We start from the raw sequence: 21,665 nt of genomic DNA, 5'->3' as shown, positions 1-21,665 counted from the left end.
TTGTCACGATCAATCTACTGCGTGCCAGGGTGAAATCAGCTCGCTGGCCGCCCCGCCTTCCGCAGCGACGCCTGATGCACCAGCGAGGTCCAACTGTTGGTCGAGGCGAGATGGCAATAGAGCAGGCCGAGCGCGCCTGATTTTCGCAGGTCGAGAAACGCCTCGTCGCTCAATTTGTTGAAGGCCGGCTCGTCGATCACCTGGAAATCGGTGAGGTTGAGCACCTCGCCGCCTTCCAGTGTCACCTTGCTCTGGCGTGGCGAAAACAGGCCATGCGCATCGATCTTTTCGACCATCTCGCGAGTCGCTCGGAAGTCGATCTGGAACTGGTTGCAGAAGGCGAGCGCCTGTTTGGTCGCTTCGGTCGGCTCGTTGCCGGTGAAGAACGGCAGGATCTTGTCATCGCGGGACGGCGCCAGCAACTGGTCGACGATGCGGTCGCTGGTCCGTTCGACGCACAGCGTCAGCCGGCCGGCCGATGTCGGGTCTTCGGCCAGGATGAAGGGATAGCGGCGGACATAGGCGGGGATGTAGTGCGGCGCGGTCCATTTGCCTTCGGCATCGACGAACAGGTTCTCGTTCTGGCGCACGCCGGTGATGATCACCGGCGCCTTGGCCGGGCCGATAAAGACGATCGGGTAGGAGCGCATCGCCGCCGGCATTTCCGACGCCACCACCGGAATGGCGTGCGCCGAGCGGGCGAAGCCGAAATCGCTGCGTGAAGTCAGGCCCAGCGAGCCGTGCCGCGCCGGGTTGAGCGCCTCGGGCCTCGAATAGAACAGCGGCATCGCGTCGCCCGTCACTTCCGTCTTTGCATCAGCCATCATCCGTCTCCCGCACGCCCATCAGGCTGCCAATGGTCCCGACGCCGGGATCTATGCTTGTTTGCGCTGATCTTGGGTCGAAAGGAATCCCGCGCAGGAACAAAGTACTACAGCGTCTCTCGCGCGCATAAAAGGACAGGCGGTGCTGTATTTTGGGATTGCGGCGGTCGATTGTCTTCGGGAACACGACCCCAGCCTGCCCGCCTCTGGACAGCTTGCGGCGAAGCGGCGACAGTGCCTCCACTGGAGCAATTCCAGGAAAAGTGTGGAGCGGTTTTCCCCTGGCAATTGCGAACAAACAAAAGCCGGATCAGCGATCCGAACGCTGAACCGCTCCAGCGGACAGATTGAGGCAAACGGGATGGCGGATTTCGAGCAGGGACAAACCTTCACCATAGAAGCCGGGGGCCAGCAGATCCCGCTCGAACTGAGCGCGGTCAAGCCCATCGCCGCCAGCCCGCGCCCGGGTGGCGGTTTCTCGCTGCTGTTCAAAGGCCCGCGCGACATCGCACTGCCGCAGGCGACCTATCTTTTCACCGGGGAAAGCGGCAGCCACGAGATCTTCATCGTGCCGGTCGCCGCCGATGCGACGGGGCGGCTGTACGAGGCGGTGTTCAATTAGGACCCAGTTTTGGGCTGCATGCAGGCCTATCGCATCGTGACAGGGCCTAATGCGACAATCCTTGCCGCCGGCGCCGCCCCTCACTGTCCTGCCGGACATCTCTCCCCGTAAACGGGGCGAGAGTGGCTGGCTGCGACGCCGGCGCCTTTCTTGCAACGCTGGAGATTGGCGAAATCCGCGATGGAAGCGTCCCTCTCCCCGTCACTGTACGGGGAGAGGATGCCGGCAGGCAGGTGAGGGGCAGCGCAAACGATGACCATAGACAATGATCGCATGCCAACAAATCGGTTTTGACGATCATAGATCGTCGCCCCCCGGCGGCGCACAGGCCATCAGGTCATAAACGCCCTTGTCCTCGACGACCGCGAAGCCGAGCGCGACATAAAGCCGTCTCGCCGGATTGTGCTTCTCGACATGGATCGACGCTGATTTGCCGGCTAACCATGCCTCGTCGATGAGGTCGCAGAGCAGCGCGGTGCCGTAACCCTTGCGGCGATGATGCGGCAGGAAGGCGATGTCGATGATGCGGTGCTGGGTTGGCCAGCGCTCGATATAGAGTCGGCCGATGTCTTCGCTATCGCGTTCCACCACCAGCCAATCGGCCTCGGGATAGTGTTTTCGGTAATGCGCGTGCTGGGCCTGGAACTGCATGCCGAGGAATTCGGCCTTCTGCGCCTCGCTCCACGACGTCACCGCGAGTTCTTCGAAGCGGGTCGAGGCATAGAGCCGCGACAGGAACGGCAAGTCCGCCTCCACTGCCGCACGAAAGCGGAGCCCGGCCGGGTCAGACCGGGGCCAGACCGGACGGGCCTGCTTGCCTTCCGCCACGCTGCCGGAAATCAACCGTCAGACCGGCGGCGTCAGGTCGCGCACGACGACGATCTGCTTGAGATTGTTGTCGGTCAGCGACGTCCAGTTATACTCCCATTCGGAACTGTCGACGCCCATCTGGTTGATCGTCCACAGCCCGTTGGTGCCGTCCGGCATGAGCGCCAGGCTGAACAAAGCGAGCCGGCCGTCGGCATTGTAGTTGAGCGTCAGGCGCGTCGAGCGAAGGGATGCGCCGAAATCGCGCCATCCCGACCAGTTCTGGGTATAGGCATCCCATTGCGCGTTGAATTGGAGGAAGTGCTGCTGGTCGGCCGCGACCAGCACGATATCGCCGTCGCCCTGGATGCCGGCGGCAAGCGCCTGGTTGGGCGCCCTGGAGTAGCCGGGTGTCGCCCACTGCGTCCACCTATCCGATCCGGCGGGCATCTGGCGCGTGTGCAGCACCTGGCCGTTCTGGGTCAGGGCGAACAAATTGGTGGCGCCCAATGGACCGATGACCGGCGCCATCTCGATGAAACCACCTGTCTGGGTCGTGTCGATCTGCACCCAACCCGTCCAGTCGGCGGCCTTCAGGGCCTGCGCCTTCGCCTGTTGGCAGCGATAGAGATGCAGGTTCGAATTGAGGCCGAACAGCGCGATGCGGCCGTCACCCTGGCGTATCGCCGAAACCGTCACCAGGCCGCCGGGGATCTGGATCCAGTCGCTCCACGGTTTGGCCGGCGGCGTCAGCACGTCGACGGTGACGACGATCGGTGTCGTCGTGCCGGGCGGCGTGATGGTTTTCTGCACCTGCACGATCTGGTCCGGATTCTGGTAGATCCACCAGATGCGGCCCTGATTGTCGGTGACGAAGACCTCGATGCGGCCATCGGCATCGCGCGCCATCGAAAGCTTCTGATAGGAGGTGGCGCCGGGCGGCGTGCCGATGCTCATCGGCGCGGTCCATTTCTCGACCGGGCCGATCTGGTTGGCGTCTTCGGTGATGAAGGACAGATTGGTGGTTCCCGATGGCTGCGCGACCACGGCGACACGGCCGTCCTTGGTGAGGCCCGCCGTCATGATCACCCAGGCGCCGGGCGCGATGAACGACCAGGCCGAGGGCCATGGCCCGTTCGGCGAAAGCTGCGCCTTCTGGATCAACTGCCCCTTGGCGGAATCGATCCCCACCACCATCAGCCGCGACAGTTCGAAAAACGACGTGCCGGCCGGCTTGTGCTGGAAAATGGGTGGAGGGCTGGACGGCGCCGGGCGGGCCCTGGAAGCCGCTTTCGGCGCCGGCGTCTTCGCTGCGGGGACCTTCGACTTCGGTTCTGCGTTCTTGGCCATCGTACGGTCCTGCCCTTTCGGTTCGGAATTCAGCTTCTTGGCGGGAAGACGCCCTGCAGCGCGATGCAGAAATAGCAGGTGAGATAGGGCTGCATGTTGTTGTGCGGCTGGTCGCCGCCGGCAGGGGGGAGCGCTTGAGGGCTCATCTGCGTCAGGTTGGCCGCAGGGGTATAGATTGTTGCGTTGGTGGATTTGGCCAGGCTTCGCGTCGAGGACGGCGCATTGAGTTCGCCTAGGTCGATGTCATGGTCGCGCATTGCGTGGGTGTGGTTAGGAATCTCCGATTCGAGCAGGCTTACCGTTTCCGTACCGTCGGTCTCGCCGAGATCGTGCAGCGAAAGCCCTGGTCCTTGCCCCGGGTGCATCGGCAAGCGGCCCTGAAGGTCGGGCAAGGCAAAATTGCTTTTGCCATTGCCGCCATAGGTCGTGCCCAGCAACGAGAACAATGCCGTGTTCTGCGACAGCGGCAGCAACTGCCCGTCGCACCACGCCCAACCCCTGGGCGCGAAATAAAAGGGGAAGATTCGGATTTCGGCGACGAACGGGTCAGCCATGATGTCCCTCTCAGGTCGGCGACGGAAAGATGCCGAAAAGTGAAATGATAAAGCTGATGCAAAGATACGGCTGGAAATTGTTGTGCGGCTGGCTGCCGCCAACGGCTGTTACAGCCTGCTGGGCCATGTCGGTATCGGTCGTGTCCTGGATGTAGGGCAAGGCGCCACCGCCAATCTGTGCAACGACCTTCCCGCTGGGACTTGTATCTTGACCAATGTTCAGGGACGCGACCATCGGATGGCTGTGTGAAGGAATCTGGGAAATTGTCAGATTGACTTCCTCCACGCCTCCCGTCTCCGCAAGGATAAAGCCGCTGCCCTGATGGAGCGGAACACGGCCTTGCAGGTCGGGCAGCGCGAAGGTGCTCTGGCCATCGCCACCATAGGTCGTGCCAATCAGCTGGAACAGTGTCTCGTTCTCCGAGATCGGCAGAAGCTGTCCCTCACAGAACATCCAGCCGGCCGGCGCAAAATTGCCAGCAAACATGCGTATCTCACCAACATAAGGCTGTGCCATGATCGCGCCTCCTTAATTCGGCGAAGGGAAAATGCCCTGCAGAGCAATGCAGAAGCTCAGCGTCAGGAACGGCTGCATGTTGAGATGTGCCTGACTGCCGCCGACACTGGTAATTGTGCTCGGGCTCAGCGTCGTCACGTTCGCGAAATCGCTATACAGCCGCCCCGGAACCACCCCCAAAACGTTCCCCGCACCATCCTGGCTGCTACCGGTGTTTGTGCTTGCCTGCGCAAAGTGAACGTGTGTCGGTATTTCGGAAATCGACAGCGTATGGCTTTGCTCGCCACCGCGCTCGCCTAGTGTGTGACCGCTCCCAACGTGGATCGGGATACGTCCCCTATAATCGGGCAGCGCGAAATTGACTTGGCCGTCACCGCCGAAAGTGGTTCCGAGCAGTGAAAATAGCGCCTGGTTCTGGTTGATCGGCAAAAGCTGCCCGTTACAGAGCGCCCAACCCTTGGGCGGGAAGACAAAGGACATAATCCTGATTTCCGATAGAAATGGCTCGGCCATGTCTCGCGCCCTCATTAGATATCAGAAGAATACACGGAACGACATAGAAGTCTACTTGGCTTTCTAAAAAACCAAGTACTATTATAAAATAATAGACAGTATTTAAATAACGAGAGGCGCAGGAAGGCAGTGTATACCCAAAGTTGTAGATCGTCGCACCAAATGGTGGCCTTTCTACCTCATCAACGTAGCCATCATGGGAACGGCGGCGTGGCAAGCCCGGTAAATCCGCTCGTTTGCGCCGTCGCGGTAGATGCAGAAACAACTGTATTGCGGCCGTTCAGATAAGCGATCACGGCAGCAGTATCCATGGCGCCCCCAGCATAGCCGCTAAGGTTGATCGTCCCGTTGTTGCGCTGACGTACCCGGATGTCACCAGCCGCCATGGTGCCGCCAAGCGAATGCGTAAAGATGTTCGCGAGCGCGCCGGCGCCGCCTATGCTCAGATCGACGGATGCACCATTTCCCTCCGGGTCCGTGACGGCTGACTGGACGAGAATGCCAGCAACTGCATCTCCGGTCCCATCCAGTTTGATGTCAATCGCGTTGCCGGTTATCTGGGCCAGGATGCTGCCGGCGCCGTCCTGTCCGGCCTGGACAAGGATAGCACGTTGCGTACCGGCATAGTCGATGGAGTTGTTTTTGATTCCGACCCGCATGGCGCCGCCGCCGGCATTGAATACGGATATGCCATCCGCTGTCAGCCCGTTTGCGACCGTGATGGTGTTGTTTTCAATTCGAGCGTCAAAAGTAAAGCCGTTGTCGAACGCCGACCCGAGCAGGCTCACCACGACGAAGTCGCCCGCCGCCGTGCTGCTCAGCGTGTTGCCGGTGGCGACGAGGCTCACATCGCTGTTGTCCCCGGCGCTGACGGACAGCTGATCGTTGTTGCTGCTCGAAGTGCTGTTGATGACGTTCAGGTTCATTGTGGAGTTGTCGAAGGCATCGGCGACGATGCCACCGCTGAAGTTGTTGCTCGAATTGGCACCCGAGAAGTTGATCGTGGCGTTCGACGTTCCACGGATGCCGAACAGATACCCGCTGCCAAGCACGGCGCCAGTCGAGCTGCCGCCTGAAATCGTCAGCGCGAGCGTGCCGGACTGGGTCTGCAGCTGGAAGTTGTCGTCGCCGCTGCCTGTGATCGTGGTGTTGGTGACCGCGCTGGTGCCGGACATGTTGTAGAAATGGATGCCATCTTCGTCCGCTCCATTGCCCGCATTCGATATGCTGCTGTTGCTGAGCGTGAAGTTCGAAACGGTATTGCCGTTGATGCCTTGCTCGGCGCCGCCCGAAATGGCGATCCGGTCCAGCGTCGCCGTAGAGACGTTTTGAAGGTGGATGGCCGCGTTGGTCGTGAGGTTGTCACCGGTCGAAAGCCCCGAATTGTCGGCATCGAGATCGTCGGTGCCGGCATTGGTGAAATTCATGTTCTTCAGCGTGATGTTGCTCGCGCTGATGAAACTGGCGCCGCGCCCGGTTGTGTTCTGAATTGTGCCGCCCGAGCCGGCGGTGGTGCCGACACCTGTAACGGTCAATCCACCCGAGCCTGTATTGTTGAGCACGATGCCGTTGGTGCCGCCATTCGCCGAAATGCTCTGGAAATTAAGCCCGCTGGCGCCGATCATCGTGTTGACGACGTTGAGCGCCGTGCCTGTGCCGGAGGTGATCGTGTTGCCGGTGCCCTGCACCGTCACCGTGCCGCCGCCCGTGGCGCTGAAGCCGCCGCCGCTCGTTGTGTTGATAACCAGCCCGCCATTGGTGAAGTTGATGGCCGCGCCGGGGTTGCTGGTCAGGATGACGGCGGCGTTGACGCCGGTCGAGAGAGTCTTGATCGCGCCGCCGAAGTTGATCGTGCCGCCGGCGTTGCTGAGCACGGCAATGCCCAGCCCGCCGTCGTTGCGAGTGATCGTGCTGGCGCTGTCGAAATTGACCGAGCCGCCGGCCATGCCGCGGATGTTGGCGACATTGCCGCCAGGGTTGGTGATGTCGACATTGTTCAGGTTGACGACCGCGCTGACGTCGTCATTGCCTGGCGTGCCCTGGTCGCCATCGACGACGAAGGCATTGTTCGCAGCCCCCGCGTCGGTCTGGATGGCGACATTGTTGAAAGTGTAGGTGCCGGTCGCATTGTTGGTCGAATCGCCGAGAATGGTGATGCCGGCCGTGCCCGTCAGGCTGGCATTGTTGACGGTGACGCTGCCCGCCGCGCCGTCGATCACGATGCCGGTGCCGCCGGTGTCGTTGAGCCCGTTCGCCACGGCAGTGGTGAAATTCACCGAACCGCCGGCGGTGTCGGCGACGACGATCATGCGCTGGCCGGCGGTGGCTTGCGTGATCGTGCCGGCATAGGTGACGGTGGCGGTGCCGCCATTGACGTTGAACGCCGTGCCGCTGGGGCTGATGATCGAGGTGCCGGTGCCGAAATTGAACGTGCCGCCCGAGCCGTTGAGGATGTCGACGCTGGCATTGCCGCCATTCAGCGTCGTCGTGCCGACGAAACTGTAGATGCCGTCCGCATTGTCGAACTGCAGGCCGGTGCCGTTCGTCGCCGACAGCGTACCGGTGGCGAAGTTGAGCGTGCCGCTGTGCCCGCCCGCGACGCTGACCAGGGTGGCATTGTTCGACTGGCTGACATTGCCGGTATAGTTGAGGTTGGCGGTGCCGCCGCTGACAGCGATGGTTGCCGCGCTGCCGCCGACCAGCGTGCCGGCGCCGAGATTGATCGTCCCCAACCCGATGACGTTGGTGAGGACGACGGCGCTGTTGCCGCCGGCGCCGTTGCTGGTCGAGGAAAAATTCATGCCGGTGGCCGCGACCGTGACGCCGCTCAGGTTCATCGCCACACCGGTGCCCGTGGCGATGGAGTTGCCCACGCCGGTGACGCTGATCGTGCCGGAGCCCGTGGCATTGAAGCCGGCGCCTGCCGAGGTCACGATCGCCAGACCGCCGCCGTTGAAATTGACCGTCACCGGGGCGCTGTTGCCGGCAATATCGACGCCAAGCCCGCCGCTGCTCATGCCGATGGCGTAGCTGACGCCGCTGATGTTGTAGGTGCCGCCGGTGTTGGCGGTGATCGATATGCCGGTGCCCCCACCGGTAAAGCTGTTCGAGGCGCCGGACACCGTCACCGTACCGCCTGCATTGTTGTTCAGCGATACGCCCAGCCCGCTGGCCGTCAGATTACCACTCAGGGCGACGGGGCCGGCGCCGGCAAGCCGGCTCTGGACATTCAGCGCCGGACTGAATGCGCCCGAATTGTTGACCGTGCCCGAATAGCTCACGGCAGCCGTGCCGCCGACGACATTGAACGACGCGCCCGTTGCGCCGCTCAGCGCACCAGTTCCAAGTCCAACAATGCCCGTGACATCGGTCAGGCTGACATTGTTGATGCCACCGGCCGACGAGGTCGAATCGAGCGCGATGGTGGCGGCGACACCGGAGAGATTGATCGCTGTGCCGCCGGTTGCGTTCACCGTCTGGGCGGCAGCCGTAGCGGTGATGCCCATCGTGCCGCCGGTGGCGAGAATGCCGGTGCCGGCGGTGGTGTCGATGGTCAAGCCGTTGGTGAAGCTGGTTGTGCCGCCGGCCTGCGAGAGGCCAACGCCGCTGGTCGTGTCGATGTTGGCGAGGCCGGTGACGTTGAGCGTGCCGGTCTGGACTCGGATGCCGCCGCCTGTGTTGGGGACGGTGGCATTGTTCACCGTCACCGTGTTGAAGTTGAAGGTGCCGGTGTTGGTGTTGACGGCATCGATGCCAAAGCCTGTCGTGTTGCCGATGGCGGTCGCGCCAGTAACGGTGAAGGTACCAGCGACGCCGTCGAAGATGATGCCGCTCGCGCCGCCACTGGCGTTTACGGTGGCAAACGTCATGTTGACGGTCAGCGGATCGAGATCGAACGCCGCGCCGTTGGTGGTGGTGACCACGCCACCGGTGTTGTTCAGCGTGAAGGTGGTGGTTTTGGTGTTGGCGATGACACCGGTGCCGCCATTGTTGGCAAGGCTGAGCGTGCCTAGATTAAGGGTACCGCTGGTGTTGGTGAAACTGAGGCCATTGCCCTGGACGCGAGCGCCTGGGTTACCGATGCCGAGCGTGCCGGCGCTGACGGTGCCGCCGGCGCCGTCGGAATCGAAGCGGACATTGCTGAAGGCGATGCCGCCACTGCCGGCGCCCCCGGTCACCGTATTGCCGGCAAACGACCTGATCGCGATTGAATTCAGGTCGGCATCGATGTTCTGGCCGTTGAACGACGCAGCCAGGCCGGATGCGGTCGACCTGAGCGTGTTGCCGTCGATCGAAAGCAGAAGCGTATTGGCCGGAGCTCCCGTGGTGGAGAAATCGAGCGCGTTGCCGCCGGCGGTGATGGTGTTGTTCCTGACGAAGAAACTGGAGGCGCCGGTCGCGTTGGCGGCAACGCCCGAACCGGAACCGAGATTGCTGACGATCAGGTTCTGGATGCCGCCTGTGAAGATGCCGCTGCCTGATGTCGCCAGATTGATGACCTGCGTGGCGTTATTGCTCTGCAGGACCGGCCGCAGCGTGTCGATGCCCGCCGGCGCCGCGATGATCGGCGAATTCTGCACCGTGGTGAAGTGGAACGCCGGCGACGCGCCGGCGCTGGTGTCGACCCCGAGCTGCGAGACATCGATCGCCGCGTCGTTGCTCTTGAAGGCGAGCAGCACCTGTCCGTCATCGAGCTGGAACGACGTCGCGCCGAGGTCGATCGTCGCCTGGCCGCCATCGACGTTCTTGTCGATCAGCACAATGACATTGGCCGAAGACGTCTGGGCGTTGGCGTAGGTGCCTGGATTGAGCAGATTGCCGTCGCCAAGGGCGGTGGCATCGGCCGTGACATAGTAGACCTTGTAGGAAGACAGGTTCGAAATGTCGCCATCGAAATTGACGTCGTTGAAATTGTAGTCGCCGTTGGTCGGCAAAGTGTCGGTGGCGTGGATGACCTGGCCGCCTGTGGTCTTGATCGACGATTCGGCCGGGCCGGCGCCGTCGCCGAACACGAGCTGGGCGTTGGTGGCGCTGGAGAACTGGACGCCATAGCCGACATTGTCGATCTTGGAGGTCTGTCCCGCCGGATTGTTGTTGACCGTGTCGCCGAGCTGGATCGTGCCGGTGCCGGTCGTGTCGGCCATGTCGATGCCGATCGTGCCGGCAAAACCGCCGCCGTCGACGTCGAAATCGCCAGCGGTGATGTTGCTCGCGCCGAGCGACGCGCCGTTGAGGTCGAGACCGATGGTGTTCGCCGCGCCAAGCCCGATGTTCAGGCTGGCGAAATTCAACGTCGAGCCGAGCGTGCCGGAAATGTCGACACCGCGCGCATTGGCACCGGTGATGCCTAGCAGGTTGACCGTGCCGAGATCGATTACGCCGCCGCTGACATTGTTGAGCGATATGCCGGTCGCCGCGCCATTGACCGAAATCGTATCGAACTTGATACCACCGGCGCCGACCGTCGCGCCTTTCGCCCCGGCGACGACCGCCGTCGCGTCGCCAAGCTTCAGCGCCGTGCCGCCGTTCGTGGTCGTGATGGTGTTGCCGGCGCCGGTGACGCTGACTGTTCCCGAACCGAAGGTGCTGGCGGTGAAGCCGGCGCCGCTGCTGGTGGTGATGACAAGGCCGCCATTGGTGAAGGCGAGAGTGCCCTTGGTCTGCGGGTCCATCACGTACGACGGTGCCTTGACGATGGCATCGTTGGCGCCGGTGTTGAATATCTTCGACGTGCCGGAGAAGGTGACCGTGCCGTTGGCCGAGCCGCCGATGGCGACACCCTCGCCACCGCTGTGATCGATGGTGCTCGAAATATCGTATATGCCTTCGGCATGGCCAAAGAAGTCGAAGGCCGTCGATGACGTGGTGGAAACGACGGAACCGCTCATGTTCAGACGGGTCGCATCGCCCGTGGCGCTTAACACCGCGCCCACACCGACCGTGATCGAACCTTTGTAGGTCAGCGTGGTGAAGGCCAGGTCATTGCCGCCGCCGAGGCTGATAGCCGAGAGGGTGGTATTCGTGATGCTGGCGCTGCCGTTGATGCCGACGTTGACGGTCCCGCCCTGCGAGCTCTGTATGATGCCGAACTGGCCGCCATCGATGGTCAGGGTGGATCCGGCGACATTGGCGATGTTGACGGTACCAACCTCGGGACCGCCGATATTGAACCCGGCATACTGGACGTCGAGATCGATCGTCCCGGTGAAATTGACCTCTCCGGTGCCACTCAGGGCGTACAGCCAGGCGCCGGTGTATCCAGTATCCCTCAGGCCGCCGATGTTGACATCCCCGACGAGATTGGCGCCCAACAGCGTCACTCCGGCACCGCCGGGGTCGCCGGGAAGGGGGATCGTGGAGTCCGCCGAGATGCTGTCGAAGGTAATGCCGGCGCTGCCGACATTGGCACCATACACAGCAAGCCCGTCGCTGCCGGCATTGATCTTGTTGCCCGCGCCGGTGACGGTAATAATGGTGGAGGTTGCGCCAGCCGGGCCTAAATCGCCAATTGCGACGAAGCCCGCCCCGGCCATTGTCGATATATCAAGGCCGCCATGGGTGAAGTCGATCGTGCTGTTGGTATTGAGTGCCGGGGCGCCTAAGCCGTAATTGCCAATGATGCCCAAGCTCACGCCGTCCGTCGCGCCCGAGCTGATCACCTTGCTGGTGCCCGAGAAGGTGATCGCGGCTGCGTCGTTACCGGCAACGACGATGTTGCCGCCGGCGGACGCATTGGTATCGGCCAGATTACCCGACAGCGTCACCGAGCCACCGGTCATGCTCTGGATCGACGCCGCGGCGCCCGTGCCGTTGCTGGCAATCGTGCCGCCATAGGAAATCGTCGCGTTGCCACCGCTGCCGGCGATCGTCGAGCCGACATTGAACGACGTGCCCGAACCGGTGTTGGTCAGCGTACCGGTGCCGAAGCTTGCGGTGCCGGCCAGGTTCTGCAGGTCGATGCCGCTGCCGGAAGCGAAAGTCGCACTTGTCGAGGCGAAGTTGATACCGGCCGTGATGCCGTCGAGCGCCACCGCCTGCGCGTTGGTGGCGTTGATCGTGCCGGTCGTGACATTGACCGTGCCGCCGCCGCTGGCGCTGAACGCCGTCGCGCCCGATGTGGTGATGTCCAGATCGGCGAAGGTGACCGTAGAGCCAGCGTTGTTGGTAAGCGAGGCACCATTGCCGTTGACTGTGACCTTGCCGGTGAAGTTGATCGTGCCGCCGGTGCGGTTGGCGATCGAGATGCCGCCGCCGGTCAGCGTGCCCGCCGGTCCGCTGTTGGGCAAGGTGCCGCGCGTGACCGTGATGTTGCCGGCGCCGCCATCGACGTCGAGCAGCGTGCCGGCGACGTTGACGTTGTTGTCCGTGATCGACAAATTGGTGTCGAGGCCGGCGACCTTGAACGCCGTCTGGCCGGTGGCGACATTGCTGACCGTGACGCCCTGGATGACGATGCCGCCGACATTGCTGAAGCCGCCGGCATTCTGGTCGATGGTGAAGACCGAACCGCTGCCGCCGGTGAAGTCGAACGCGGTGTCGCGCACCTGGTTGCTGCCGAGCAGCTGCAACGTATCGCCGCCCGTGCTCTTGACCACGCCCTCATTGCCGGTGACGTTGCCACCGGTGGCGCCGAGATTGCCCTGGACATTGATCGGCTGGATGGTGCCGGAGGTGATGATCGAACTGCCGTTGCCGAAGCCGGTGATCGACTGGCCCGAATCGAGCGTGAACGGCGTGGCGCTCAGATCGACCGTGCCGACAAAGGCGAAGGTCAGTGTGCCGGTCATGGCATCGGCCTGAGCGGCCGTGACCGTGGTCACCGCGGCGCTGAGCCCGTTGGTGCCGGCAGCGATCACGCCACCGTCCTGGGAAATCATGACGACCCCGCCGACCGCGCTGGCCAGATTGGCGCTGCCGGTGAAGGCGACATCATCGAAATCATAATTGCCGAGCGTCGGATCGAGCCCGATCGTGTTGACCGTGTAGCCGCCACTGGCCGCTGTGATCGAGGATTGCAGCACAGTCGCGTCGCCGTCGCCGAAGGTGAAGTTGGCGTTGGCCGACGTCGCCGTCGTGCCGCCCGACGACAGTTCGACGCCGACACCAGCATTGGAAATGCTGGAGCCCTGCAGAAAGGTGATGGTCTTGTTGCCCGTCGTCGATGACAGGTCGATGCCGCGCGAGGTGAGGTCGCCGGTGCCGGTGATCGTTGTCACGCCGAAATCGGCCGTGGTCGATGAACCGCTGAAGTCGATGCCGGTCTGGTTGGCGCCGGAGCCCATCGTCACATTGGTTGTTCCAAATGTGACATCGGCATTGGTCAGGGCGAAGTTGATGCCGGCTGGACCGACGGTCGAACCCATCGTCACGCTGGTGGTGCCGAAGGTGACGGCGCCGGCATTGTTGGTGATGTCGATGCCATTGCCCGTGGCGCCCGACACGGTCACCGCCCCGAAGGTCGCCGATGCGGTGCTGGCGACATTGGCGACGGCCAGGCCGGTGGCAGTGGCGCCGGTGATCGACAGCGGAGCTGTGACGTTCAGCGTCGCGGTTCCGGCAAGGCCGGTGACGACGGCGCCACCGCCGCCCGTCGCAGACAGCGTCGAGCCGATGAAGCTGATCGCGCCGCCGACCGGGGGCAGCGTCGAGCCGATCGCGAAAAGATTGCCGGTGCCGGTCGAGGTGATGCTGCCGCTGAAGGTCGCCGAGCCGCCGGTGGTGCCGTCGACCTTGAGCGCCGTGCCTGGCACGGTTGCCGAGCTGGAGATGTTGGCCGCCACACCGATTGTCGCGCTGCCACCGGAAACGACGACACCGTCGCCAGTGCCCGAATTGGCGATGGCGCCACCGAGGATCGCGATCGAGCCGGTGTTGTTGGTCAGGCTGACATCGGTGCCCGCGACATTGGTCGTCACCAGATTGGTGATGGTGAAGGTCGATGACGAAGCGTTGATTGCAAGGCCGTTGATGCCGCCACCGGTGCCGCCGATGGTGACATTGCCACCCAGGAACGGGCCGCCCGAAACGGCATTGAAGTTGAGCGCCGTGGCTTGCGCAACACCTGTCGTGATGCTGTCGAACGCCATGCCGCCGGTGCCGATGGTGACGCCGTCGAGATTGATCGCGTGGCCGGTGCCGGTGGTGATCTGCTCCGTGCCTGCGGCCGCGACTGTGATCGTGCCGCCCCCGGTGGCGCTGAAGCCGGTGCCGGTCGTCGTGGTCAGATCCAGCCCGCCGGTGAACTTGATTGTGCCGCCGGTGTTGCCGCTCAGGTTGATCGCAAAGGCGGTGGCGGTGCTGGCGGTGATCGCTCCACCGAACGTGGCGCTGCCGCCGCTCATGCCGGAGATCCCCACCGCGCTGGTAGCAGCGGTCTGGTTGATGGTGCCGTTGTAGGTGACGTTGGGCGTCGAGTTGCTGATGGAGAAGGCGTTGCTGCTCGTGTTGGCGATGGAACTCCCGACCCCGAAGGTCAAGGTTCCGCTGGAGCTGCCGACGATGCCTATGCCTACGCCGCCGCCGGTGATGTCGAGATCGTCGAAGGTGGCGATGCCGTCGAAATTGTTGGCGGACAGCGCCGCACTGGTGGCGTTGGTGATCTTGGTGTTGCCGGTGAAATTGACGGTCGCGCTCGAACCGACAAGCACGATGCCGATTTCAGATGCGGTCTGGACGGTCAGGTCGTCGACCGAGACCGTACCGGTCACTCCATCGAGGAAGAGGCCGGTTGCGACATTGCTGACCGTCACGCCCTGGACGGTCAGGCCATTGATGCCCAGGCCGTGGATGCCGGCGGCGGCGCCCCCGGCAATATTGAAATCGAGCAATGTGTTGCCGTTGCCCAGCGTCACGACATCGCCGCCGCCGGAACTGGTCAGCGTTGCCGCGCCCGCGGAATCCGAGATGGATTCGTCATGATGGACGTTGGTGCCGGTGACATTCAACGGCACCCCGCCGAGCGAGAACGCGCGGCCGTTGCCGAACGACGCAAGTTCCTGTCCGTCGCTCAGCGAGAAGCCGGTGGCGTCGTCGATCGTCCCGCGGTTGACCAGGACAATGATGGCGTCGCTGGCGGTAATGCTGTCGGCATAATCGATCGAGGCGAGGTCGGTGATGGACGTGCCGCCGCCCGAAGCCCCGGCCGCGACGAAGATGTAATTGCGCAGGTCGTAGAGTTGCGGGCCGGCAAACTGTGTCGTGCCGAAGGCGTAGTGGCCGCTGCCCTCATTGAGCCCGCGCGCATCGAGCGAGGCGGTGATGCCGGAGATGGAGCTGGAACCGCCGCCAAAGGTGAACTCGGCGTTGGCCGAATTGGCGGGCGACCCCGCTAGGCCGAAGCGCACGCCGGTATCGACATTGGTGATAACGCCGCCATCGGTGACGGTGATCACCGCGCCGCCGACGCTCGGCGAGGTCAGGTCGATGCCGATCGAGCCGGCAGCACCGGTGCCGGTTATGTTGAGCGACTGGGCGGTGAAACTGGTCTTGGATCCGGAGAAGTCGAGGCCGGTGCCGACACCCAGTCCGGAGATGACGATGTTGCCGGCGACCACCGCCGCATTGACGCCGGCAAACGAGATGCCGTCGGCGCCGGGATTGGTGATGTTGATGTCGCCGAAGCGGATCGCCGCCGGCGAATCCGAAATAGCGATCGCCGGCCCGGTCGTGTTGGAGATCGTCGTCGCACCGTTGACGGTGAAGCTGCCCGCGACATTCTCGAGCACGACACCCGACGTGCCGCCGCTCTGGCTGATCGAGTCCAGCACGACATGAGCGGTGATCGGATCGATGAAGACGGCGGTGCCGCCATTGCCCGATACGGTGCCGCCGGTGGTTGTGAACGTCCCGCCGGTCGACGTGCCCTGCACGGTGATGCCGCGGTCAGTATTGTCCTGCGCATTGACGGTGGCGAAGGTGTAGGTGCCCTTGCCGCTGATATCGAGACCGTCGTCGAGATTACCCTGCAGCAGCGTCGTGCCGGTGAAATTGTAGGTGCCGTCGCCGTCGATGTGCAGGCCGTCGAGACCGTTGCCGGTGGCGGTGAAATTGGAGCCGGTGATGCCGGTCGAGCTGCCGGTGAAGTCGGCGCCGTTGCCGCCCGCACCGGTGACCGTCACATTGGTCAGCGTCGCGCCGGTGATGTTGTTGCCGAAAATGCCGTCGGCGCCGCCGGTGATGGTGATGCCGTTGAGCGTGTTGCCGTTGCCCAGCGTGATGACCGGGTTGGCGACGTTGGTGCCCTGGATCGTGCCGTCGCTGCCGCCCAGGTTGAAGGTGCTGGTGCCGCCGCCGAAAAGCCTGGCGGTGACGCTTTCGCCGCCGCCGATGACGGTCTGTCCATTGGCAAGCGTCACGCCGCCGGTCGTCAGATTGCCGTTGCCGCCAAGCGCGACGACAAAGCCGTTCGCACCCGACTTGGTCACGGCGTCGTCCAGAGTCGTCGGGTCGGCCAGCGTGCCGGCGCCGGCGAGGCCGCCATCGGCGAAATAGAACTTGCCGAAGGCGTCATTGGTGGCGGCGTTGATCGCGACACGCGTCGTCGAGCCGCCGGTCAGCGTCTGCGACTGGACGCGGACGCCGATATCGCCACGCACGCGTTCGTTGACGCGCTTGCGCAGGCCTTCGCTGACCGGATAGACCGGCTCCGGCCCGCTATCGGCCCCATTTTCGGCTCCATTGTCCGAGCCGCTGCCGGGATTGAACGGGATGTTCAGCCGCACACTGCCGGCGAACTGGGTGTCGTCGCGATTGTCGTTGCGGACCTCGCCGGCGAAGACCAGTTCCGTGTTGCTGCCGAAGACATCTCCGATCGTATACTCGAACCCGGCCTTGCCGCCGGTGACGCTGCCGTCGTCGCCGTGCGGGTCCTCGAAATGATAGCCGCCGATGTCGAGCCGCAGCGAATGCTTGTCGGGCAGGGCGACCGGCACCTGCGCACCGATCTCGCCCTCGATGCCCCACGCCGCGTAGTCGCGGTGGTCGAGGACCGAGATCTGCTCGATCAGCTGGTTGCTGACCATCGACAGGGTCGAGTTGGTCGAGTGATCCGTCGAATCGCCCTTGATCGGCAGATAGACGTTCACATGCGCATCGAAATGTGGCGTGATTGCCTCGGCGCCCAGCGTGGCCGCGGTGAACTGGGTGGAGTTGTAGTTCTCGAGGTTGAGATAGGCGTAGCCGCCGATCATCAGGTCCGGGTTGACGATGCGGCGAATGCCGAGGCCGACATCCTGGCCGGAACCATCCTTGAAATCATGCTTGGCCCGGACATCCAGGAACAGCACGGATTCGGCCGTCTGCTTGAGCGGGATGAAACCTTCGAGCGCGGCGTTGCCGCCATTGTTGTCGGCGCCGATGATGGCGCGGATCTGCGGCTGCCACAGGCCGTTCGGATCGGCATGGGCCGTCAGACCGGAAAGGCCGAGCGCCAGCGTCGTCAGCGCCGTCGTCTTCCAAAGATGCCTGGCGATTTGCGAACGGCGATAGCCAGCGCGAACGTGGAAATCCTCCCCACGCGCCGCTATCTCAACAACTTGCCGAGAAGTCTCGGTAGTTCCCATCCCTGAGTCCTTCGGGGACTACACGCGCCCCGTGTAGATTCTTACTCGAATTCTATTGTATAGCGAGTCCTGGCCGATCCGATTTCTAGAGCTTTCCTGCAAAATTGCTCGCTGTGTCTGAAAGGCCACAGTAATTTCGCCGGCTTGCTTGCCTCCGGCTCGGCTTTCGGAACAGTCGCGAGTGTTGTATCAAGCCATGCTCGGGAGAATACCGGGGCGCGGCGAGGAAACATGCAAGGCATCCGGCAAAACAACATGGCACTTACTTTAGACAAGTCTAATTTACTTGGCATGGCCGCGGGGCTGGCCGCCCTCTGGCTTGGTCTGGCCGCCGGCCCAGCCCTTGCCGAAGATGCCAAGCCGGCCCAGCCAAAGCCGGCTGAAAGCAATGCAAAACCGGCCGATGCCAATCCGTGGGCAGTGAATTGCTCCTCCGGTTCGGCGACCACCGAGCTTCAGTGCCAGGTGTCGCAGAACCTGACGGAGGCCAAGACCGGGCAGCGCGTGCTGACCGTGACCGTGCGCCGCGACAACGGCAATGGCAGCCTCGCCATGCTGCTTGCCCTGCCGCACGGCCTGTTCCTGCCGTCCGGCGCCTCCTTCCAGATCGACCAGGGCCAGAAGACGACGATTGCCATCCAGACCAGCGACCAGAACGGCGCCTATGCCGCCACGCCGCTGTCGGCGGATCTCATCAAGGCCATGAAGTCCGGGACCAATCTGAACATCGGCATGGAATCGGTCACCCGCAAGCCGGTCACCATCCCGGTGTCACTGGCCGGCTTCACCGCCGCCGTCGCCAAGCTGGAATCGATCAAGTAGCTGCTGTCAGCGGCTTGATTGTCGATGCCCGGAATGCTCCGTTGCCGCTTCGGACAGTGGAGAAACCCATGGCAGGCTTTGTCGATCGCCAGCGCGCGGCGCAACTGATGGACCGCGCCGGCATCGAGGCGCTGGTGCTGTGCGCGCCCGAGGCTTTCCACTATGCGACCGGCGCCTCGATCGGCCCGTCGGGACTGTTCCGGCGCGCCGGCGCCGGCTTCGTCGTCATCCCCGCGGGCCAGGACCTGCCGATGGGCGTCGTGGTGGCGGATTTCAATGCGGGACAGCTGCAACTGGCTCTGTCGGATGCCGTCATCCGCAGCCACCCAATCTGGATCGAAACCGCCACGCTTGACGCCTCGACCGCAGGGCAAGGGCTGGCGCAACGCGTCGAGGCCGGCCTTGCCTCGTCTGGCCGGGCGCCTGGTTTTTCCCGGCCGGCAACATTCGAACTTGCCCGTTCCGTCCGCGAACTGAAGGAGATCCTGAGCGGGTTCGGACTTGAGCGCGCAAGGATCGGCGTCGATCTCGATTTTATTCCCGCCGCCGATCTCTCGGTCATGCAGGCGCTGCTGCCGGGCTGCACGATGGTCGACGGCTCGGCCGTGCTCGACAGGTTGCGGGCCATCAAGTCGCCGCGCGAGATCGATCTGCTCCAGCAAGGCATCATCCTGTCGGAAGCCGGGCTGGAGCGGCTGCAGGTCGATGCCATGGCCGGCATGCGTCAGGGCGATCTCATTGCCCTCTATCGGCAAGGCGTCGCCACGGCCGCGTCCGGCCTGTCCCATCCGGTCGCCACAGCCGAATATGTGACGCTGGGCGCGAAGGCCAAAAGCACCGATGCGAAAGCCATGCCTGGCGATCCGCTGAAGTGCGACATGGTCTGCACGGTCGGCGGCTACGCCTCCGACATGTCGCGCAATTTCACCTTCGGATCGCCATCCGCCGAGCAGGCCGAACTGCACGCGATCGCCGAGCGGGCCTTTGACGACGGGCTGGCCGCGCTTGTTCCGGGAGCCACGCTCGCTCACGTGCATCGCGTCGCCACCGACAGCCTGGCGCGGCAAGGGCTGCGCACCTACCGCCGCGGTCATTTCGGCCATGGCGTCGGCCAGTCGGTCTTCTCGGAGCAATGGCCGTTCATCGCCGCCGATAGCGATGTCGTCATCGAAGCCGGCATGGTGCTGGCCTTCGAGATCCCGCTCTACATAGACGGCCTCGCCAGCTTCAATCTCGAGGACCAGTTCCTGATCACGCCGGACGGGCCTGTCGCCATGAACCGCCTGCCGAGGCGGCTGGAGAGGATTGGATAGCCGGCTTTGAGTCTGCACGCTGGAGGTTGGCCGAAGCCTCCCCACCTTCGTCATCCACGGGCGGAGCAGGAGCGAAGCTCCGTCGCGGAGACCCGAGGATGACGAAGCGATGGGCGATTTGGCCAATCTCGAAGCCGCGCGCCATCCGCCAGCACCTAACCACTCACCGGTGGCCCCCGATCGCTCCACGGCATCTCCTGCTCCAGCTGCGCCGACGCGGCCAGCACCGTTGCCTCGTCACCGTAGCGGCCGACCAGTTGCACGCCGATCGGCACGCCGTCTTTCGACCAGCCGAGCGGCAGCGAGATCGCCGGCTGGCCGGAGATGTTGAAGGGGAACGCAAACACCGAATCCGCCCACTTGGCGTTGTAGCGGTCGATGTCCGTCTCCGACATGTCGTAATAGCCGAACGGACGCGGCAGCTGCGTCAGGGTCGGGGTGATGAAGAGATCGTAGGCGCAGAGGTCGCCGACGATGTCGCGGCCGACCTGCCTGAGCTGTTCGACATCGGAGATGTGCCTGGTGCCGCTGGTCGAGCGGCCGCGCTCGATGATTGCCCAAGTCACCGCCTCGACATCGCTTGGCGTCACCGGCCGGCCGATCACCGTTTCAAGGTAGTCGAACGTCGCCGCCGTCTGCACGCAGGTCATGTTGGTGTAGGTCTTCCACACAGCGTTCGCGTCGAGCGGCATATCGTGCTCCTCGACGTCGTGGCCGAGCCGCTCGAGCGCAGCCACGGTTGCCAGCACCGCCGCCTTCACCTCCGCATCGATCGCCGTGCCGTTGGGTGGCGTGACGGAAAAGCCGATGCGCAGCTTCTTTGGCGCCCGTGCCGACAGGCTGAGCCAAGAACCATCGGGCACCGGCGGCGTATAGGGGTCGCCCGGCAGCGCGCCGGCAACCGCGTCGAGATAGGCCGCCGTGTCGCGCACGGTGCGCGAGCAGCACAGGAAGTACGCGCCGCCATACCAATAGTCGCCGAACGGCGCGAGGCTGACGCGGCCGCGCGACGGTTTCAGGCCGACGATGCCGCAGCAGGAGGCCGGAATGCGGATCGAGCCGGCGCCATCGCTGGCCTCGGCGATCGGCACCATGCGCGAAGCGATGGCCGCGGCAGCGCCGCCGCTCGAGCCGCCGGGCGTGATGCCTTCCTTCCACGGGTTCTTCGTCACACCGTAGAGTTTTGGTTCCGTCGTGATCGACCAGCCATTCTCCGGCGCGTTCGACTTGCCGACCAGCACCAGCCCGGCCGCCTTCATGCGGCGAACGACCTCGGTGTCGAAATCGGCAACGACATCCCTGAGGTAGAATGAGGAGTTGGTGTTCGGTGCCCCGGTCCAGGACGAGGCCAGCTCCTTGAGCAGGAACGGCACGCCGGCGAAGGGCGCTGATGTGTCGACCGTCTCGGCCTGCGCCCGCGCCATGTCGTAGAGGCGATGGATGACCGCATTGAGCGCCGGGTTGAGCCGCTCGACCAGCGTGATCGCCGCCTCGACCAGTTCCGCCGGTGAAACGTCGCCCCGCTTCACAAGTGCCGCAAGGTCGAGCGCGTCGGACTCGGCATAGGTTTTCAGCAGACTGTCGGTGACCATGTCTCTCTCCCGTCGTTCGTTGATCTTGCCAACGTTGGCGCGCCCCTCATCCGCCTGCCGGCACCTTCTCCCCGTATAGTGACGGGGAGAAGGGAGACGCTCCAACGCTGACGATGTCCAGCCGATAGATGGGTAACAGTTTGAACCGGATAGATAGGTAACAGTTTTCCCCCTTATGATGGGTTCGCGGC

Annotated in this window: 11 protein-coding genes; 3 read left to right on the top strand and 8 right to left on the bottom strand. The window is 63.7% G+C overall.

What is annotated here, in order from left to right:
* Nucleotides 1-35: 35 nt before the first annotated feature.
* Nucleotides 36-824 (bottom strand): SapC family protein, encoded by a 789-nt coding sequence (locus tag AC0L24_RS32475; RefSeq protein ID WP_127808627.1) that lies wholly within the window; start codon nucleotides 822-824, stop codon nucleotides 36-38.
* A gap of 142 nt (nucleotides 825-966) precedes the next feature.
* Between AC0L24_RS32475 and AC0L24_RS32470 the strand changes: the two genes are divergently transcribed.
* Nucleotides 967-1,446, top strand: coding sequence for a DUF6916 family protein (locus tag AC0L24_RS32470; protein ID WP_473564933.1), 480 nt, complete (start codon nucleotides 967-969; stop codon nucleotides 1,444-1,446).
* A 297-nt stretch (nucleotides 1,447-1,743) separates the two neighbouring features.
* Here the strand turns inward: AC0L24_RS32470 and AC0L24_RS32465 are convergent, their stop codons facing one another.
* The 6 genes from AC0L24_RS32465 to AC0L24_RS32440 all read right to left on the bottom strand — a co-directional run bounded on the left by AC0L24_RS32465 (nucleotide 1,744) and on the right by AC0L24_RS32440 (nucleotide 17,747).
* Complete coding sequence (locus tag AC0L24_RS32465; RefSeq protein WP_281040159.1) at nucleotides 1,744-2,274, bottom strand: GNAT family N-acetyltransferase; 531 nt, start codon at nucleotides 2,272-2,274, stop codon at nucleotides 1,744-1,746.
* Nucleotides 2,275-2,292: 18 nt separating this feature from the next.
* Nucleotides 2,293-3,603, bottom strand: a complete 1,311-nt coding sequence (locus AC0L24_RS32460) for a DUF8189 domain-containing protein (RefSeq protein ID WP_127808625.1) — start codon at nucleotides 3,601-3,603, stop codon at nucleotides 2,293-2,295.
* 29 nt (nucleotides 3,604-3,632) lie between these two features.
* Complete coding sequence (locus AC0L24_RS32455) at nucleotides 3,633-4,157, bottom strand: phage tail protein (protein WP_127267582.1); 525 nt, start codon at nucleotides 4,155-4,157, stop codon at nucleotides 3,633-3,635.
* 10 nt (nucleotides 4,158-4,167) lie between these two features.
* A complete protein-coding gene (locus tag AC0L24_RS32450; RefSeq protein WP_127399261.1) occupies nucleotides 4,168-4,674 on the bottom strand; it encodes a phage tail protein in 507 nt (168 codons plus the stop codon).
* 12 nt (nucleotides 4,675-4,686) lie between these two features.
* A complete protein-coding gene (locus tag AC0L24_RS32445) occupies nucleotides 4,687-5,187 on the bottom strand; it encodes a phage tail protein (RefSeq protein WP_127267580.1) in 501 nt (166 codons plus the stop codon).
* A gap of 194 nt (nucleotides 5,188-5,381) precedes the next feature.
* Nucleotides 5,382-17,747: a beta strand repeat-containing protein gene (locus AC0L24_RS32440; protein WP_473564932.1), complete on the bottom strand. Its 12,366-nt coding sequence runs from the start codon at nucleotides 17,745-17,747 to the stop codon at nucleotides 5,382-5,384.
* 255 nt (nucleotides 17,748-18,002) lie between these two features.
* On the opposite strand from AC0L24_RS32440, the gene AC0L24_RS32435 reads away from it, so the two are divergent.
* A complete protein-coding gene (locus AC0L24_RS32435; RefSeq protein ID WP_245481823.1) occupies nucleotides 18,003-18,569 on the top strand; it encodes an invasion associated locus B family protein in 567 nt (188 codons plus the stop codon).
* Nucleotides 18,570-18,637: 68 nt separating this feature from the next.
* Entirely contained in the window at nucleotides 18,638-19,882 is a 1,245-nt protein-coding gene (locus AC0L24_RS32430; protein WP_473564931.1) for a M24 family metallopeptidase, read from the top strand.
* Nucleotides 19,883-20,037: 155 nt separating this feature from the next.
* Here the strand turns inward: AC0L24_RS32430 and AC0L24_RS32425 are convergent, their stop codons facing one another.
* The gene (locus AC0L24_RS32425; RefSeq protein WP_127808621.1) at nucleotides 20,038-21,474 is read right to left on the bottom strand and encodes an amidase; all 1,437 of its coding nucleotides are present in this window, start codon (nucleotides 21,472-21,474) and stop codon (nucleotides 20,038-20,040) included.
* Nucleotides 21,475-21,665 lie beyond the last annotated feature (191 nt).

The sequence above is a fragment of the Mesorhizobium sp. WSM4809 genome (assembly GCF_055811655.1).
This window is presented reverse-complemented; position numbering and strand designations above follow the sequence as displayed.

Coding starts and splice junctions, on each gene's coding strand:
- AC0L24_RS32440 (WP_473564932.1), bottom strand. CDS start 17,747: ATGGGAACTACCGAGACTTCTCGGCAAGTTGTTGAGATAGCGGCGCGT.
- AC0L24_RS32455 (WP_127267582.1), bottom strand. CDS start 4,157: ATGGCTGACCCGTTCGTCGCCGAAATCCGAATCTTCCCCTTTTATTTC.
- AC0L24_RS32435 (WP_245481823.1), top strand. CDS start 18,003: ATGGCACTTACTTTAGACAAGTCTAATTTACTTGGCATGGCCGCGGGG.
- AC0L24_RS32445 (WP_127267580.1), bottom strand. CDS start 5,187: ATGGCCGAGCCATTTCTATCGGAAATCAGGATTATGTCCTTTGTCTTC.
- AC0L24_RS32460 (WP_127808625.1), bottom strand. CDS start 3,603: ATGGCCAAGAACGCAGAACCGAAGTCGAAGGTCCCCGCAGCGAAGACG.
- AC0L24_RS32450 (WP_127399261.1), bottom strand. CDS start 4,674: ATGGCACAGCCTTATGTTGGTGAGATACGCATGTTTGCTGGCAATTTT.
- AC0L24_RS32425 (WP_127808621.1), bottom strand. CDS start 21,474: ATGGTCACCGACAGTCTGCTGAAAACCTATGCCGAGTCCGACGCGCTC.
- AC0L24_RS32430 (WP_473564931.1), top strand. CDS start 18,638: ATGGCAGGCTTTGTCGATCGCCAGCGCGCGGCGCAACTGATGGACCGC.
- AC0L24_RS32475 (WP_127808627.1), bottom strand. CDS start 824: ATGGCTGATGCAAAGACGGAAGTGACGGGCGACGCGATGCCGCTGTTC.